The sequence below is a fragment of the Promicromonospora sp. NPDC057138 genome, assembly GCF_042670845.1.
Taxonomy (GTDB): domain Bacteria; phylum Actinomycetota; class Actinomycetes; order Actinomycetales; family Cellulomonadaceae; genus Promicromonospora.
In genome coordinates, this window is the sequence record NZ_JBHUUX010000010.1 from 25,348 (window position 1) to 41,020 (window position 15,673).

At 71.7% G+C, this 15,673-nt stretch carries 10 protein-coding genes and 3 tRNA genes; 9 read left to right on the top strand and 4 right to left on the bottom strand.

The window, feature by feature from the left end:
- Nucleotides 1-16 precede the first annotated feature (16 nt).
- Both ACFT2C_RS09235 and ACFT2C_RS09240 read left to right on the top strand, forming a co-directional pair.
- Nucleotides 17-1,021, top strand: coding sequence for a carbohydrate ABC transporter permease (locus ACFT2C_RS09235; RefSeq protein WP_377206745.1), 1,005 nt, complete (start codon nucleotides 17-19; stop codon nucleotides 1,019-1,021).
- On the top strand, nucleotides 1,018-1,959 hold the full coding sequence (locus ACFT2C_RS09240) for a carbohydrate ABC transporter permease (RefSeq protein WP_377206746.1): 942 nt from the start codon (nucleotides 1,018-1,020) through the stop codon (nucleotides 1,957-1,959). Before ACFT2C_RS09235 ends, ACFT2C_RS09240 begins: the two co-directional genes overlap by 4 nt.
- An 8-nt stretch (nucleotides 1,960-1,967) precedes the next feature.
- Here the strand turns inward: ACFT2C_RS09240 and ACFT2C_RS09245 are convergent, their stop codons facing one another.
- Complete coding sequence (locus ACFT2C_RS09245) at nucleotides 1,968-2,987, bottom strand: LacI family DNA-binding transcriptional regulator (protein ID WP_377206747.1); 1,020 nt, start codon at nucleotides 2,985-2,987, stop codon at nucleotides 1,968-1,970.
- A gap of 51 nt (nucleotides 2,988-3,038) precedes the next feature.
- Between ACFT2C_RS09245 and ACFT2C_RS09250 the strand changes: the two genes are divergently transcribed.
- The 3 genes from ACFT2C_RS09250 to ACFT2C_RS09260 are packed head-to-tail and all read left to right on the top strand — an operon-like array spanning nucleotide 3,039 to nucleotide 7,923.
- Complete coding sequence (locus tag ACFT2C_RS09250) at nucleotides 3,039-3,995, top strand: family 43 glycosylhydrolase (RefSeq protein WP_377206748.1); 957 nt, start codon at nucleotides 3,039-3,041, stop codon at nucleotides 3,993-3,995.
- Nucleotides 3,992-6,175, top strand: coding sequence for a glycoside hydrolase family 36 protein (locus tag ACFT2C_RS09255; RefSeq protein WP_377206749.1), 2,184 nt, complete (start codon nucleotides 3,992-3,994; stop codon nucleotides 6,173-6,175). Before ACFT2C_RS09250 ends, ACFT2C_RS09255 begins: the two co-directional genes overlap by 4 nt.
- On the top strand, nucleotides 6,172-7,923 hold the full coding sequence (locus tag ACFT2C_RS09260) for a family 43 glycosylhydrolase (RefSeq protein ID WP_377206750.1): 1,752 nt from the start codon (nucleotides 6,172-6,174) through the stop codon (nucleotides 7,921-7,923). Before ACFT2C_RS09255 ends, ACFT2C_RS09260 begins: the two co-directional genes overlap by 4 nt.
- Before the next feature lie 140 nt (nucleotides 7,924-8,063).
- Here ACFT2C_RS09260 and ACFT2C_RS09265 read toward each other — a convergent pair whose 3' ends face one another.
- Nucleotides 8,064-8,765, bottom strand: a complete 702-nt coding sequence (locus tag ACFT2C_RS09265; RefSeq protein WP_377206751.1) for a DUF3800 domain-containing protein — start codon at nucleotides 8,763-8,765, stop codon at nucleotides 8,064-8,066.
- A gap of 232 nt (nucleotides 8,766-8,997) precedes the next feature.
- Here ACFT2C_RS09265 and ACFT2C_RS09270 point away from each other — a divergent pair, with 232 nt between their 5' ends.
- On the top strand, nucleotides 8,998-12,456 hold the full coding sequence (locus tag ACFT2C_RS09270; RefSeq protein WP_377206752.1) for an Ig domain-containing protein: 3,459 nt from the start codon (nucleotides 8,998-9,000) through the stop codon (nucleotides 12,454-12,456).
- Here the strand turns inward: ACFT2C_RS09270 and ACFT2C_RS09275 are convergent.
- The gene (locus ACFT2C_RS09275; protein WP_377206753.1) at nucleotides 12,453-13,529 is read right to left on the bottom strand and encodes a chorismate-binding protein; all 1,077 of its coding nucleotides are present in this window, start codon (nucleotides 13,527-13,529) and stop codon (nucleotides 12,453-12,455) included. The two genes, ACFT2C_RS09270 and ACFT2C_RS09275, sit on opposite strands and share 4 nt — an antisense overlap.
- Before the next feature lie 192 nt (nucleotides 13,530-13,721).
- On the opposite strand from ACFT2C_RS09275, the gene ACFT2C_RS09280 reads away from it, so the two are divergent.
- The 3 genes from ACFT2C_RS09280 to ACFT2C_RS09290 all read left to right on the top strand — a co-directional run bounded on the left by ACFT2C_RS09280 (nucleotide 13,722) and on the right by ACFT2C_RS09290 (nucleotide 14,012).
- Nucleotides 13,722-13,793, top strand: a tRNA-Gly gene (locus ACFT2C_RS09280).
- A 63-nt stretch (nucleotides 13,794-13,856) separates the two neighbouring features.
- A tRNA-Cys gene (locus ACFT2C_RS09285) sits at nucleotides 13,857-13,927 on the top strand.
- Between the two features lie 13 nt (nucleotides 13,928-13,940).
- A tRNA-Val gene (locus tag ACFT2C_RS09290) sits at nucleotides 13,941-14,012 on the top strand.
- Nucleotides 14,013-14,092: 80 nt separating this feature from the next.
- Here the strand turns inward: ACFT2C_RS09290 and ACFT2C_RS09295 are convergent.
- Complete coding sequence (locus ACFT2C_RS09295) at nucleotides 14,093-15,397, bottom strand: D-alanyl-D-alanine carboxypeptidase family protein (RefSeq protein WP_377206754.1); 1,305 nt, start codon at nucleotides 15,395-15,397, stop codon at nucleotides 14,093-14,095.
- Nucleotides 15,398-15,673 lie beyond the last annotated feature (276 nt).

Genomic DNA, 15,673 nt, shown 5'->3' on the forward strand with positions numbered 1-15,673 from the left:
CGAGGGGAGGACGCCGATGTCCGTCAACACGCAAGACAACCACGCCGCCGTGCGCGAACCATTACCCGGCTCGCCGGACGGCGGGCGTCCCAGGAGCGGCTCCTCCCCTCGTGGGCGTACCCCGCGCTGGAGCTGGCGCACCGCGCAGAGTGTCAAGGGCGCCTCGCTCACCTTCCCGTTCCTGGCCGGCTTCGCGCTGTTCGTGCTCGTGCCGGTCGGGATGGCGCTGCGGGAGAGCGTCTACACCACGAAGTCCACGGGCGGCCTGGGCTTCGGCGGGCAGACCGTGTCCTTCGCCGGGCTCGACAACTTCGCCGCCGGGCTCGTCGACGGCTCCTTCTGGTCGGGGATGCTCAGGGTGTTCCTGTACGCCCTGGCCGTGGTCCCGCTGACCCAGGTGCTGAGCCTCGCCCTGGCGCTTCTGCTCGACGCCGCTCGCCGCCGCGCGGCCGCCCGGTTCCGGATCGCGCTGCTGCTTCCGTACATGGTCCCGGGCGTCGTCGGCACGATGGTCTGGATCTTCCAGTACAGCCCGACGGTCGGACCGCTGACCCCGTTCTTCGAGGCCATCGGGCTCGACGTCAACTTCTTCTCCAGCTCGATGGTCTGGGTGTCGATGGGCAACCTCGCGGTCTGGGGCTCGCTCGGGTTCACCATGCTGATCCTCTACGGGTCGCTGCAGGCGGTGCCCCACGAGATCTTCGAGGCGGCGCGGCTCGACGGCGCGTCCGAGCTGCGGATCGCGTGGTCCATCAAGGTCCCGTTCGTGCGCGGGTCGCTGGTGCTGACGTCGCTGCTGTCGATCATCGGCACGCTGCAGCTCTTCGACCAGCCCCTGCTGTTCCGGGCGGTCACCCCCGAGACCATCACCCGCGACTTCACGCCGGCCATGATGATCTACGACCAGGCGTTCAAGGTGGGCAACCTCAACTACGCCACGGCCCTGTCGGTCATCCTCGCCCTCGTCGTCGGCGTCGCCTCCGCGATCATCTACCGCTTCATCAACAGGGAAGAGCCATGAGCGACACGACACTGGTGCCCGACGCCGCCGTCGTCGGCGAGACCCCGCGCAAGCCAGGACGCCGTCGCCGGCGGGCCGACGAGAACTCTTCCGTGGCGGAGGCCCGCGGGTCCTCCCGCTGGGTGGTCCTGGGGGTGCTGGTCGCCCTGACGCTGTACGCCGTCGGGCCGCTGTGGTGGCTGCTCGTCGCGGTGACGAAGAACCAGCGGGACCTGTACACCACCAACGGGCTCTGGTTCAGCCAGTTCAACCTGTGGCAGAACCTGGGCGACCTGTTCACCTACCAGGACGGGATCTTCGTCCGGTGGCTGTGGAACACCGTCGTGTACGCCGGGCTCGGCTCGCTCGGGCTGACGCTGGTCGCGCTCGCGGCCGGCTACGGCATCGCCAAGTACCAGTACCGCGGGCGCGGGCTGACGATGGGCCTGATCATCGCGTCGTTCCTGATCCCCGGCTCGCTGATGATCGTGCCGAGCTTCGTGCTGTTCTCGCGGCTCGGCCTGTACGACACGATCTGGGCGATGATCCTGCCCGGCATGTTCGGGTCGTTCTCCGTCTACCTGGCCAAGGTCTACGCCGAGGGCGCCGTCCCGACCGAGCTCATGGAGGCCGCACGCATCGACGGCGCCGGGGAGTACCGGATCTTCTTCTCCATGGGGCTGCGCATGCTGTCCACGGCGGGCGCGACGATCTTCCTGCTGCATTTCGTGGCGTCGTGGAACACGTTCATGTGGCCGCTGGTCTTCCTCAAGGGCGTCGAGAAGTGGCCGGTGATGCTCGGCATGTACTCCTGGCTGGCGCGCGGCACGGACAGCACCGTCGACCTCACGAGCCTGGTCCTGACGGGCTCTCTCATCTCGACCATCCCGATGGTGGTGCTCATGATCGCGATGCAGCGCTACTGGCGCTCGGGCGTCACGCTCGGGAGCCTCAAGTAGTGGGCGGCTCAGCCCTTGGGCGGAGCCGTCGACTCGCGCACCACGAGCTGCGGCGCCTTGACCGACGACGCCGCGTCGTCCTCGCCGTCGATCACCTGCGACAGGAGGCCGAACGCCCGGGTGCCGAGGTCCTCGAAGTCCTGGTCCACGGTGGTCAGGGAGGGGCGCCACAGGGCGACCAGCGGCTGGTCGTCGAACCCGATCACCGAGATGTCCGCCGGGACGGCGATGCCCCGGTCGGACAGGGCTCGCATCAGGCCCAGCGCTATGTCGTCGTTGGCGCAGAAGACAGCGGTGACATCGCTCATCCCGGCGATCCGCTCGCCCCAGCGGTAGCCGGCGCTCGCGTCCCACTCGGCGCGCATGACCTGCGGGACAGGGGCGCCGGCGGCGGCCAGCGCCGCGCGCCAGCCGTCGGTGCGACCCGAGTGCTTGCCCTCGGTGGGGCCCGCGATGTGGTGGACGGTCTTGTGGCCGAGGTGCAGCAGGTACTCCGTGGCCTGGCGGCCCGCGGTGCGCTCGTCGATCAGCGCGGCCGGGACGTGGCCGGTGCGGCGCGAGCCGCCGCCGGCGACGACCACGGGCAGCCCCTCGGGCAGCGACTTGGCGGCGTTGATGCCCGCACGGTCGAACTCGAGCACGATGACGCCCGCGGTCGGCTGCGCCAGCGTGAGGTCGATGGCTGCGCGGACGTCCTCGTCGTCGCCGGACTCCACGACGGTGATCGACACCGTCATGCCCGCGCGGCGGGCGGCGGTCTCGACGCCCTGCAGCGTGCGGGCGTAGCCGTAGTTGGCCGTGGCCCCGGCCAGGACCGAGACGAGCGTCCGCCGTCCGGAGCGCATCGAGCGGGCGGCGCCGTTCGGGCGGTACCCGAGCGCCTGCACCGCCTCGTTCACCCGCTGGGCGAGCTCCGGCGCCACGTACTTCGAGCCGTTCAGGACCCGGGAGACCGTGGGCACGGAGACCTCCGCCGCCCTGGCGACATCGGCGAGGACGGGGGCTCGGTACGGCTTCGGACTGGCCATGCGGCCGAGCATACTTTACCTGATAACGTTTTCCCCCCTCAAGGAGACTGTGTGTCCACCCATCCGCGAGCCCCACGTGGCGTCATCGCACCAGGACGGCTCTTCGTCGACGACCAGGGCGCCGTCGCCCAGCTCCACGGCGTCGGCATCCAGAAGTTCGGCGACCTGTTCTACGCCTGGGGCGAGGACAAGACGAACGCGGGGCTGTTCGGCGGAGTGGCGTGCTACTCGTCGCCCGACCTGGCGACCTGGACCGCGCACGGGCATGCCCTCCCGGTCTCGCCGGACATCCCCGACCTCGCCCCCGGCCGCGTGGTCGAGCGGCCCAAGGTGCTGCGCAACCCGGCCGGGACCTACGTGATGCTCCTGCACGTCGAGTCCGCCGACTACGCCGACGCCCGGGTGGGCTGGGCCGTGGCCGACCGGCCCGAGGGGCCGTACACCTACCTGCGCAGCGAGCGCCCGCTGGGCAACATCAGCCGGGACATCGGCGTCTTCGCGGACGACGACGGCACCGGGTACCTGCTGTCGGAGGACCGCGAGCACGGGCTGCACATCTACCGGCTGTCGCCCGACTACCTGGCGGTCGAGGAGGTCGTGGCGACCACGCTCACCCCGCCGAGCGACCACCCGGCGGGCCCGCACGGGTACGAGTCGCCGGCGCTGGTGAAGGTGGACGGCCTCTACTACCTGTTCGGCTCGGACCTGACGGGCTGGTCCACGAACGACAACAAGGTGGCGACGGCGTCGTCGCTCGCGGGGCCGTGGAGCGACTGGGCGGACTTCGCGCCCCCGGGCTCGGCCACGTACGACTCGCAGACCTCCACGATCGTGACGGTCCGGGGCTCGCAGGCCACCAGCTACGTCTACGTCGGCGACCGGTGGGACAGGGACGACCTGTTCCACTCCGCGCCGGTGTGGCTCCCGCTGCGGATCGCCGACGGCGCCGCCGAGCTCGACTGGCGCGACGCCTGGACCATCGATCCCGCCACGGGCGTGACCGCATGACCGTGACCCTTCCCGGCCTCGAGGACGACACCGAGCGGCGGCTCGAATGGGGCAACGACGTGATCCGCGTGGCGATCGCTCACGGTCCGCACACCGCGCCGCGGCTCGTGGCGCTGTGGCACGTGGCCGAGGGGCGGCCGGACCTGGCGGGCCTGCGCCGCTCGGCGCTCCCGGTGCTGGAGGTGGCGGTGCTCGGCGACGGCCGCTCCGGCACCTCCGGCAAGCGGCACGTCGACGGCGCGGCGGCGCAGCGGATGCGGCTCACGGGCCTGGACGAGGGCCCGGAGGACGGCCCGGTCCGGCGCCTGCTGCTGCACCTGGCCGACGCCGAGTCGGGCCTGCGCGCCACCGTGCACTACGAGCTCGCCGACACGATCCCCGTGCTGCGGACCTGGGCGGAGCTGTCCGCCGACCGCGAGCTGGTGCTCGACCACGTCACCACCGGCGTCGTCTCCGGGCTGGGACATGCCGCGCGCTGGGAGGACGAGCTGGCCGTGTGGGAGTCGGCCAACCCGTGGAGCGGCGAGTTCCGCTGGCGCCGGTCCACGCTCGCCGAGCGCGGCCTGTACGACGTCGGCATGGTGCGGTTCGGCCAGGTCGGCTCGAAGAACCGGATCAGCCTGACCTCGACGGGCGCCTGGTCCACCTCCGAGCACCTGGCCATGGGCCTGGTCGAGGACACCCGTACCGGCCGGCTCCTGGCCTGGCAGGTCGAGACCAGCGGCGCCTGGCACGCCGAGCTCGGCGACCGGTACGGCGACGTCTACCTCGCCGCCATGGGCCCCACGGCGCACGAGCACCAGTGGGCCGGCCGGCTCGCCCCGGGCGCGTCGTTGACGAGCGTCGCGGTGAGCCTCGCCGTCGTCCCCGGCGCGGCCGCCGGACCCGAGGCGACCCTGGACGCCGTCGGCGCCGCGCTCACCGCGCACCGCCGCCGCACCCGGCGGCCCCACCCCGACCACGAGGCGCTGCCCGTCGTCTACAACGACTTCCTGAACGCCCTCATGTCCGACCCGACCACCGAGCGCGAGCTGCCGCTGATCGAGGCCGCCGCCGACGTCGGCGCCGAGTACTACGTGATCGACGCCGGCTGGTACGACGACGAGAACGGCGGCTGGTGGGACTCCGTCGGCCAGTGGGAACCCTCGACCACCCGCTTCCCCGACGGCGGCCTCGGCGGCCTGATCGACCGGATCCGCGCCCACGGCATGCGGCCCGGCCTCTGGCTCGAACCCGAGGTCGTCGGCGTGCGCAGCCCCGTCGCCCACACGCTGCCCGACGCCGCGTTCTTCCAGCGGAGCGGCCGCCGCGTCGCCGAGTGGGGGCGCTACCAGCTCGACCTGCGCCACCCCGCCGCGCGCGAGCACCTCGACACGGTCGTGGACCGGCTCGTCGGCCGGTTCGGCCTCGCCTACCTCAAGCTCGACCACAACATCGACATCGGCCCCGGGACCGACGCCGGGACCGGCGAAGCACCCGGCACCGGCCTGCTCGAGCACGGCCGCGCCTTCCTGGACTGGGCCCGCGCCGTCATGGACCGGCACCCCGGCCTGGTCGTCGAGGGCTGCGCCGCCGGCGGGTCCCGCACCGACCCCGCCAGCGGCGGCGTCTTCCCCGTCCAGTCCGTCACCGACCAGCAGGACTACCGCGCCACCCCGCCCATCGCCGCCGCCGCGCCGCTCGCCCTCCCGCCCGAGCAGGCCGGGGTATGGGCGTGCGCCGACGGCACCATGGACCGCGAACAGCTCGCCTTCTCGCTGGTCACGGCGCTCCTGGCGCGCGTGCACCTGACCGGCCGCATCGACACGCTCGACGCCGGCCAGCGCGCCATCGTCCGGGAGGCGCTCGCGGCGTACCGGGCGATCAGGTCCGCCGTCGGCCGCTCGGTCCCGGTGTGGCCGCTCGGCCTGCCGGGCTGGCGCGACCCCTGGATAGTCCAGGGGGCGCGCGACGGCGACGACCTCTACCTCGCGGTCTGGCGCCGTGGCGCCCCGGACGACGGCGGCTCCGACACCCTCCGGGTTCCGCTGCCGGGCCGGCTGGCCGACGAGAGCGTCGAGGTGCTGTACCCGCGCTGGGGCGGCGAGTCCGTCGTCGTGGCCGACGACGGGCGGGCACTCGAGCTCAAGCTCCCCGGGCTGACCTCGGCGCGGCTCCTGCGGGTGCGGGTGGCCTCGTGAGCGAACCGATGCGCCGCCCGATGCGGACGGCGGTGAACCCAGTGGTGCGCGGCTTCGCCCCGGACCCGTCGGTGATCCGCGTGGGGGACTGGTACTACCTCGCGACCAGCTCGTTCGAGTGGTTCCCGACGATCCCGCTGTACCGCTCGCGGAACCTGGCGGACTGGGAGCCGGCCGGGGCGGTCGACACCGCCGCCCCCGGCCGGTCGCTGCTCGGCGTGCCCGACTCGGGCGGGATCTGGGCGCCCGCCCTGAGCCACGCCGACGGCGTGTTCTGGGTCGTGTACTCGATAGTCCGCTCGCTCGGCACGCGGCACTTCGACCTGGAGACCTACCTCTGCACGGCGCCCGACGTCGGCGGCCCGTGGTCGGAGCCCGTGCGCCTGCCCGGCCACGGGTTCGACCCGTCGCTGCTGCACCACGACGGCAGGCACTACCTGCTGAACCTGCAGAACGACTCGCGGGTCGGCGGACGGCGGTTCGACGGGATCGTGCTCACCGAGCTGGAGGTCCCGCTGGCCGACGGCGTGCCCGACCCTTCTTCCGTGCGCGCCGCGGGCCCGACGCGCCTGCTGCTGCAGCGCGACAACCTGGTCGAGGGGCCCAAGATCACCGTCGAGGACGGCTGGTTCTACCTGCTGCTCGCCGAGGGCGGGACCGGCGTCGAGCACGGGGTGCTGGTCGCGCGGAGCCGGTCGCTCACGGGGCCCTACGAGGTGGACGACGTCCCGCTGCTCACCTCACGGGACGACCCGGCCGTCCCGCTGCAGAAGGCCGGGCACGGCGAGCTGGTCCGGGCGCCGTCGGGCGAGTGGTACCTGACGCACCTGGCGTCCCGGCCCCTGCCGACGCCGGGCGGGCCGCGCAACACGCTCGGGCGGGAGACCGCGGTGCAGCGCGTGGTGTGGACGGACGGCTGGCTGCGGCTCGCCCAGGGCGGCTGGCACCCGGCGACCGGGGTCGAGGTGCCGGACGTGACCGTGGGTCTCGATCCCGCAGGTAGAGGCGGACCCTCCGTTGGTCGGGCTGGCACCCTCGCGGGTCGAGCTTGTCGAGACCTTGGCACCGAGCCGGACGATTTCGACAAGCTCGACCAGCGGGGCGGCGTCTACCAGTCTGGCGTGCTCGACGTCGCTCCCGCGTGGCCGTGGTCGACCCTGCGGGAGCCGGCGGGGGACTGGGTGGAGCACGTGCCGGGCCGGCCGGACACGCTCCGGCTGCGCGGCCGGCAGTCCGCCGAGTCGCTGTGGCAGCAGTCGCTGCTCGCCCAGCGGCTGACCGAGCACCGGGCCGAGGTCGAGGTGACGGTCGACGCCGAGCCCACGACGTTCACGCAGTCCGCCGGGCTGGTGCTCTGGTACAACACGACGTCGTACTACCAGCTCCACGTGACGTGGGCCGAGCCCGAGGGCGAGCCCCAGGCGGGGCAGCAGTGGGCCGGGGACCGGGGCCGGCGCGTGCTGGTTCTCACTCACGGCCACCCGGACGGTGCGCGAAACCTGGCCACCGTCGGCGTAGCGGACGGCCCGGTCCGCTTGCGCGCCCGGATCGACGGCGCCACCGCCCGGCTGTGGTCGGCGTGCGGCGACGGGCCGTGGGCGCCGGTCGGGCCGGACGTCGACTTCAGCGAGCTGTCCGACGACTTCGGTCCGCGCCTGCGGTTCACCGGCGCGCTGGTGGGGATCAGCGCGGTCGACCTCGTCGACGGCGCCTTCACCGCCGAGTTCAGTGATTGGTTCTTGCGGTAACGCGTCGAGACCAGTACGACCGGCGCGCAACACATCGATGGACGGATCGCGCGAGGTTCGCCTAGTATCGAGACACGCGATAGGGAGAAATCCTGAGCGTCTTGCCTCAGCCCCCGCCTCCGGCGGGGGCTGCTGTGCTTCTACGGCTTCCAGATCCGCTCCTTGCGCATACTCGGCGCGACGACCGACCACAGCTCCTCGTTCGCCCTAGCGGCCCGCTTGTCGGTCTCGATCACGTCCGCCACTCGCTGGTGGAGGAACGCAACCATGTCCGCAGCTTGAACGAGACGGCTCATCTCTGATGAGACGAAGTAGATGGTGTCGACGATGCGACGCGGATGTCCCCTGTATCCCCAGACAGCTCTGCTCCTGGTCCCACGGAGCGCCTCTTGTGCAGCGCGCGCCGTGTGGTGCTCATCGGCAACAACCAGCAGGTCCTGACCACGTCGATCCGCGTAATGATCCAACTTCTCGAGAAGGTGCAGAAGCGTCGTCACGTGCTCGTCGTGCTCGTCCGCGTATCTGCTCTGGAAGCGTCCGCGATCAAGCCCTTCCACAAAGAAGACTTCGCAGAGTTCGGCGATCACTTCGAGCGACTGCCTGTATATCGAGATGCGCGCACGCGTCAGGCGGCGGAGAGGTGCCCAGCGCTCGGTTGCCTGGAACAAGTCGTGGCCGTGGAGCTCGTCATCCGGCTCGATTCCGTCGTACGTCGCGGCCGCACGATCCATCACGGAATTCAGACCGTCGAGCAGCAGGCGCGCGTTGTCCTGGTGGACGATCAGGCCAAGGGTTCGGTAGTGGAGATGATTGGACGACTCGTCGATGAAGGCCAGGAGCACTGGGCCAGGCTAGAGCGGTTGAGGGAGTCGCGCAGCGCGAGGCGGTGGCCCGGAGCCGCGATGAACAATCCGTTGCGAGCGTGAGCTGACTTCCGGCACGCAGGCCTTGTGCTGTCCGGTTCGCCAGGATAACGTCTTCCTGGGATAACGATATCCCGCTCACGACGAGGTGACGACGGCGCGGCCCCGGGTCGCGCTCGGCCCGCAGAGCTGCGGCCGTGGAGGGAACACCATGAGGCAACGCACGTCCAGGCTGCGGTCGAGGGCCGCCGCACTGCTCAGCACGGCGGCCGTCGTGGTCGCCGGGATCGTCCCGGCGCCCGCGGCAGCGGCCGCGGCCACGGACACGACCACGGCCACGGCCTGCGAGGTCCAGCTGACCAGCACGGTCAGCGACGCGGGGTTCACCCACCCTGGCGTCGGGCTCACCGCACCAGTCCTGGAGAACGCCCGCGACCAGATCGCGGCCGGCGCCCAGCCGTGGAAGGGCTACCTCGAGGGCATGCAGCGGTCGAGCGCGGCCGCGACCACCGTCACGTCGTCGAACCGCTCGTCGACCGACCCGACCAAGCCCGCCTCGGACGCGTTCAACAGCCAGGGCTTCAACTCGAGGTTCATCGCCGACGGGCTCAAGGCGTACACGCAGGCGACCCTGTACGTGCTGACGGGCCAGGAGGTCTACCGCAAGAACGCCCTGGACATCATCCGCATCTGGGAGCAGATGGACCCCGCGAAGTACGAGTACTTCACGGACTCGCACATCCACACGGGCATCCCGATGAACCGGATGGTCACGGCGGCCGAGATCCTGCGCTACACCTCGTGTGCGGACGAGCAGCACCCCTGGACGGACGCCGACACCCGCGCGTTCACCGACAACCTCATCGTGCCGTCCATCGCGACCTTCCAGAGCTCCCCGGACCGCTTCATGAACCAGCACAACTACCCGCTGCTGGGCTCGATGGCCGGCGCCATCTTCATGGACGACCGCGCGCTGTACAACGAGAAGGTCGAGTGGTTCACCGTCAACTCGACGGCGAAGGACCAGGGCTTCAACGGCTCGGTCTCGCGGCTGTTCCGCTGGGTCGACCGCAACGACGCCACCGGAGAGCCGATCGACGAACCGCACGTCCAGCACGTGGAGATGGGACGCGACCAGGCGCACGGCGGCGGGGACCTCACCAACGCGGTCATGCTCTCGCGCATGCTCCTGGCGCAGGGCACCAAGGTGGACCCGGTGGCGGGCACCGTCTCGGACGCCCCGGACGCCGTCGGCCCGTACGAGTTCCTGGACGACCGGATCCTCGCGGCGGCCGACTACTTCTGGCGGTTCATGCAGGGCTACGACACGGACTGGACCCCGGTCGCGTACGCGATCTCGCCGGATGGCACGATCCGGGACACGTACAACCACATCTCGAACTCCTACCGCGGCCGGTACAACACGGCGAGCTTCTGGGAGCCGTACTACTACTACACGTACGCCCGCGGCGAGGACGTCGCGCAGGTCGCGCCGTACTACGCCGAGGCCTACGCCAAGCGCCCGGGACCGCTCTGGTACTACGGCGGCAACCTCAACAACCCCTGGGACAACGTCGACGGCGGCGGCGACTTCTGGCTGTACATCCCGGCCGAGGCGGCCGGCGAGAGCGTGCCGGCGCTCCCGGCCAGCGGCACCACCCTGGAGGTCGAGGACCGCTACACGCACCTGACCGGCCAGGCCGAGACGGCGCGCGACGGCGGCACCGGGTACGTCCGGCTGGCCGCGACCGCCCAGGGGTCGAAGATCGCCTACCTGAGCGGGTCGACGTCGCGCACGCTCGCCGGCTTCCGCATCCGCACCACCGGTGAGGCGCGCATGCACCTGACCGGTGGGCTGGACGAGACGGTGGTCCTGCCGGACACCGGCGGCCAGTGGCGCTACGTCACCGTGCCGCGGTCCCTGGCCGACATCCTCTTCATCGAGGTCAAGGGCTCGGGCGCGACGGTCGACATCGACCACGTCGACACGGCGGCGGCCGACCACCTGACGCCGCCGGTGTTCGACGGCGGCACGGGGACGCGACGGATCGTCGGCTACGCCGGCGCGAGCCTGAGCGTGCCCGTGTCCGCCACGGACGCAGGCGGCGCCGGCACCGTCACCTACTCCGCGACGGGCCTGCCCGACGGTGCCGCGATCGATGCCGCCACCGGCACCCTGACCTGGCACCCCGACGCCGCCGGCACCGCCGACGTGGTGGTCGTGGCCTCCGACGGCACCACGGTCACGGCGCTGCCGGTGCGCGTCGAGGTGGCGGCCGACCGCGCCGCCGCCCTCGCCCTGGCGACGGAGGGCCACGACGAGGACGCGACGTACGAGTCCGCCTCGCTGGCCGACTACACCGCCGCGGTCGACGCCGCCACCGCGCTGTCGGACGGCCCCGAGGGGGAGTACCTCGCGGCCCTGCAGGACCTCGTCGGCCGGACCGCCGCGCTGCGCCTGGTCTCGCCACGAACGGCGGACGGGAGCCTGGACTACCCCGCGCGCGTGGTGAGCTCGACCGCGGGGGCGAACACCGCCAAGCTGGTCGACGGCGACAACCAGACCGGCACCTCCTACGGACAGGCCGTGAACCTGTCGCACACCTTCGACTTCGGGCCCGACTACCGGGTCTCGGCGACGAAGTTCGGGTTCCAGAGCAACATCTTCGCCGACCGGCTGGCGAACTCGGCGGTCTTCGGGTCCGACGACGGGCAGAGCTGGACGCGCCTGACCCCGGGAGTCACCGCCTACACGCAGGACTACAACACCCTGGACGTGGCGCCCGACCTCCAGGACGACCAGTTCCGCTACCTCAAGGTGCAGCTCCTCGAACCGCAGCCCGACGTGCTGTACGGGATCGTGCGGAACCTGTTCGAGATGAACGAGTTCCACGTCTACGGCGACCGGCACGAGATCGGCAACCAGGTCGAGTCGGTCTCGCTCTCCGCCGACTCCGCGGTGGCGGGCAAGATCGCCGTCGGCGACACCGCGAAGGTGACGGTCGTGGCCCGGCAGGCGCTGCGCGCCGTCGACGTCACCGTTCAGGGCGTGCGGGTCGCGGCCCGCAGCGAGGACGGCGTGACCTGGTCGGCGTCGGCCAAGCTCGTGCGCGTCGACACGGGGCCCGTCACCGTGGCCGTCGACTACACCGCGTCCGACGGCGCTTCCGGCCCGACCCACTACGGCACCACGGACGGCTCGAAGCTGTTCGTCGCCGGCAACCGCAAACGGCAGGTGGACGTCGCCGCGCTGGCGACGGTGACGGCGTCCGACAAGCAGTGGCCCGGCACCGGGCTGGGTGCCGACAAGGTGGGCTACCTCCTGTTCGACGGCGACCCGACCACCTACGGCGACCTCAACACGTCGACAGGCTCGTACTACGTGATCGACCTGGGGGCCGGCGCGAGCGTGCGCCCCGAGGAGTTCCTCATGCTCCCGCGGTCCGGGCAGCATGGCCGGCTCAACGGCACCTACGTCCAGGGGTCGCAGGACGGGCAGGCCTGGACCAACCTCACCAGAGCCGTGACCGGCGCGGCCCCGGACACGTGGGTCGACGTCGTGCCCGACGGCGCCCCGAGCAGGCCGCACTACCGCTACCTGCGGATCATCAACGACACCGCCTGGAGCGGCAACGCCGCCGAGGTCGAGATCTACGGCGACCTGGACTAACCGGGCCCCGACGCCAGCGCGACCAGCCGCTCCGCCTTGAGCTCTGTCTCGTGCCACTCGGCGGTCGGGTCGGAGCCCCAGGTGATGCCGGCGCCCGTGCCGAACCGGAGCACGCCGTCGGCCCACCAGAACGTGCGGATGCCGACGGCGAGGGAGGCCTCGCCGTCGGCCACCCACCCCACGGCCCCGCAGTACGGGCCGCGCGGCACGGGCTCGAGCTCGCCGATGATCCGCAGCGCGCTCGACTTCGGGGCGCCCGAGACCGATCCCGGCGGAAACGTGCCGGCCAGCAGCCGGTGCCACAGCTCACCGGAGCGGGCGACGTCGTCGGACAGGGTGCCGCGCACGCGGGAGACGAGGTGCACCAGGCCGGGGTGCTCCTCGACCGCGAGGAGCGAGGTGACCTCGACCGTGCCGGGGCGGCAGACCGTCTGCAGGTCGTTGCGCACGAGGTCGGTGATCATGATGTTCTCGGCGCGGTCCTTGTCCGTGAGCCCGTCGGGCGTGCGGGCGGTGCCCTTGATCGGGCCCGACTCCACGACGGTCCCGACGCCCGGCTCGGCCCGCACGGACAGGTACAGCTCGGGGGAGGCGCTCACCACCCACACCGGGTCCAGCCCGGTGGCGGCGGGGACGTGGACGGCGGCGGCGTGCGGCGCGGGGTTGCCGGCGGCGAGCCGGGCGGCCAGCGCCCGGGCGTCGGGCTCGGTGCTCGGTCCGGCGAGCGGCGCCGACAGCACCCGGCAGATGTTCGCCTGGTAGACGTCGCCGTCGCGCACGTGCTCGCGCACCCGGCCGACGGCGGCCTCGTAGCCGGCCTGGTCCATGGACGACGCCCAGGCGTCGCGCGCGGGGCCGTGCCAGGTGTCGGCGGGCGGCGCTCCGGCGTCGGGCACCTGGGCGGCGTCGTGCACCCGGGCGAACCGCCACGCGCGAGCCGGGCCCTCGAAGTCGGCGACGACGAACCAGGTCCCGGTCGCGAGCCGCTCGGGCTCGGCCCGGACGTCGACGCACTCGACCGCGTCGGTCGCGACTCGTCCTGCGAAGCTCGCCCAGCCCGTGTCTCCGGTCACGTCGGATGGAGGAGTCGTGGGACCTGTGCGCTCCGCGACTGGTCGGATCGTGCGGTTTGCGGGCGGATGGGCCGGGCTGGGGGACACGGGACAACCGTACGGCGGCGCGCGCGATTGGACGGTTCGCCCTCCGGTCGATTAATGTTCAGAACGCGCCGGAACACCGGGGGAAACCCCAGGATGCCCGGTTTCGCGGATGTAGCTCAGTGGTAGAGCATCACCTTGCCAAGGTGAGGGTCGCGGGTTCAAGTCCCGTCATCCGCTCGGAAACGCCGCTCTCGTGGATTCGGCTGAAGAGAGCACCCCAAGGTTGTAGTTTGGCCGAGCGGTGGGTTGGCCGAGTGGCGAGGCAGCGGCCTGCAAAGCCGTATACACGGGTTCGAATCCCGTACCCACCTCGTTTTGCAGCATGGGCGATTGGCGCAGCGGTAGCGCGCTTCCCTGACACGGAAGAGGTCACTGGTTCGATCCCAGTATCGCCCACCCTTGTGCGAAGGCCCCGGACCTCGGTCCGGGGCCTTCGTCATGCCCGACGGCGGGTCGTTGGCCTGCGAGGACGTTCCTCAGTCCTGGGTGCCGTACTCCCAGTGCCAGGGCTCTGGCTTGCTGCCACCGGGCTCGGCCCAGGAGGGATGCTCCCAGCCGTACGCCCCGGCATTAGCCGTCATCCAGTTGAACTCGGTCGTGCCGAACGACTGGATGCCGCCGGACAGGTCCACAGCCAGGCCCCAGCCGTGGTTCGACGTGCCCGGCGTGGCCGCAAGGTTCTTCTTGAGCGCCTTGGTCGTGACCTGCGCCGCGTAGGACCGGTACGAGTCGCTCACGCCCAGGTTTCGCCCGAACTGGGCGGCGTACGCCGCGTTGAGCTGCTCCAGCTGGGCGGCGGCGTCGCAGCGCAGCCGCTGACCGGGCGAGAACGAGACCTCGCACAGGAGCTCGAGGGGGATCAGGCCGTTGCCGTAGCCGGCGGTGGCGGCGACGAGCTGGGCGACGCGTTCGGCCTCGGCGGCGGCGGCCTTGGCGGCGCGTTCGGCCTCAGCGGCAGCGGCCTTGGCGGCAGCGGCCGCTCTCCGGGCGGCGATCTCCTCGGGGGTGGGAGGCGCTGGCTTCACGGACACTGCGGCGGCGGGCGTCGCGTCGAGCACCGTGCGGAGCCTGGCGGTCGCCTTCTTGATCGCCACTGCGGCCTCGTCGGCCGTGTGCACGCTGTCCGACGCCGGATCTGTCTCCTCGGGAGTGGTCGTCGCTGTCGCGAGAACGTGATCGGGCGCGTCGCCGGCCTCGTCGGGAACAGTCCGCCCCACGACGGGGTCGGGGTCGGGGTCGGACGCACGCACCTCGACCGGCTCCACGGTGGCAGCCGGCGTCGCGCCTGTGCCGGACGCAGCCGCCGTCGGGCTGGTGGCGGCCGGGCCGTGCGAGCGCTCATCGATGCCCTGAGCGGTGCGCGTGCGCTCGGGCGCGACCGGCTCGGTGCTGGCTTCGCGGACCAGAGTGCGCAACGCGGACGTGGCCTTCTTGATCCGGTCACGGGCGGCGGTGTCGACAGGTGCCTCGGTGGTCACGTACTGGGAGTCGGAAAGTGCCTCTCCGGCGGCCTGCACCACGGTCGCGACCTTGGCGCTGGCCTCGACCGCCGGGACGGCGGGCGGCGAAGGGGCGGCAGCGGGAGTGGCCGGCGGCGCGGCCGGGGCCGCGACGTACCTCGCCGAGGTCGAAGGCCGGGAAGCCAGCCCATCGCCCCCCGTGGTCAGGGCCATGGCGGCCAGCACGACCGCGACGGCCAAGGACGAAAGGCGCGTCAGGGAGCTGCCGTGCTGGGTGGCGCCGGTTCGATTCTGGGCGCGACCGTCTCCGGAATGTGGCATGACTGTCCCCTGTCCAAGGAAGCCAGGGGCTGGCATCAGCCGGGTGAAGCTCCCTGGTGGTCCTGCGGCTTCGAGGCTGACACGTGCGCAAGACGCAAGTCAAACCAGATTGGCATTTTTGCCGGGTACGCAACAATCTTTAACCCGGGTGAGAGATGCCGGCACGCACGACGCAGCGCGGCGGTGACCGCTCCTGTCGCGCACGCCCACGGAGAGGGTTAAATTTGCGGCAACTGATTCGCAATATCTTGGTGATCTTGCGCAGCCGGCCGTGGG